Raw genomic sequence first — 1,521 nt, forward strand, 5'->3', positions numbered from 1 at the left:
CTATCGGACGATTTCTCATGCAAAAAGCCACTTGATGACGATTGTGCTTGCTGATCCAAATGTTCTTGGGCGCCTTTGATAGTAATCTTTCCCCCAGAGTGAATAGTAATATCCGCTTGTTTCTGATCTCCTGGTGCTTTCTCTTCTGACGTTTCCTCTGCCTTACCGGCTACGAGCGTCGAAGCTACAACTTCCGTGTTGTTTCCGGAATCAATGGCAATGCCTTCACCCCCAGATATGAGTGAACCGGAAACTTGAGTAGCATCCATCTTGTTATGCTCAGATTTGCTGCTACTAAACACCCCACCCTCTTTGTGGTACGACATCTCATAATGTAAGCTATCCTCTGCATTGGTGATCAGGACATCATTGCTGGCTTTCAGCCCTACCTTGCCATCAGCCGCAATGGAACTGCCTGTGATGCTAAGGTCATGCGATTTCCCATCCTGCCCTGCAACAACAGTGGTGTCACCTCCCGATTTTATCGAAGAGCCAACCGCATGAGAGGCTTGCATGTCCACTTTCGTGTTTTTGGTGCGAAGATGATACTCCATCTCATCGTTTCTTACCCCTATCGCTATTTCCCCTTGGGCACCAAGAGCAACATTACCCTTGGCATCTATATCGGAAGCAGCAATATGAATATCGCCACCCGATAGAACAGTGGTCTCTTTTCCAGAACTTAAATGAGAGCCATTGTGCAAGGCAACATGAGATGTTTGATCCCCGCGATGGCTATTGGCACTGTTGCGTGTGGCATCAATCGAAACATTCCTCTCAGCTTGCAAGAGGAGTTTATCCGTTGCTTGAACATCAGAGCCTAGAATATTCAAATCTTTTCCAGAGGCAAGTGTCGTCGAGCCACCAGAGTTGACTTCTGATTTATGATGCATGGTGGCATCACCCTGTTCATCATGGTAATGGGTTTCTGCTGAACCGATCGTCAAGTTACCTTCTTCTGTAGCCATGGCAAGATCACCTCCGGTAGTGATCCCCACCCCTGAGGCGGTGATATCTTGTTTGGCAATCACCGTTGCATTACCACCAGCAGAAAGCGCCTCGGTGTTTAATACTGTCTCCACGCCGTCAACCGTTGTGCGCCCTGCATCCAAACGAATATTCTTCTCCGCAAGGAGAACAGCATCCCCACCAGCAGCAAAATGCCCCCCTTGACTGAGGATATCCCCGCTCTGCACAGACAAATTATGGGTAGCACTTATCCGCCCTGAATTCACCACATCTTTGCTGGTGATATTGACATCATCGCCCATGATCAAAGCCCCAGCAGAAACAAAGGAGGCTCTGTCTTTTTCAGGGATATAAAGCACCGGAGCATAAACATCCATGCCCTTGACCTGTTGGCGCACATAAATCACCATCGGGGCTTCTAGGGATGCCAATTGTTCTTCACTCAAAGCCTCACCAAAGGGGAGATTGTGTGCTTTTGCATAGTCTGCCCCGACATCCAGCAAGGTTTTGACTTGTTCAATGGCATCACTTCCAGGAATAAAGGAACCTTTG

At 48.3% G+C, this 1,521-nt stretch carries 1 protein-coding gene; it reads right to left on the reverse strand.

Translation table 11 applies throughout. From position 1 onward, the window contains the following. Window positions 1–1,521, reverse strand: a 1,521-nt coding sequence (locus ACFILU_RS02220) for a hemagglutinin repeat-containing protein (RefSeq protein WP_375674556.1), incomplete at both ends; no start/stop codon positions are given.

The organism is Bartonella sp. CL100XZDX (assembly GCF_042195375.1).
In the GTDB taxonomy this organism is placed as follows: domain Bacteria; phylum Pseudomonadota; class Alphaproteobacteria; order Rhizobiales; family Rhizobiaceae; genus Bartonella.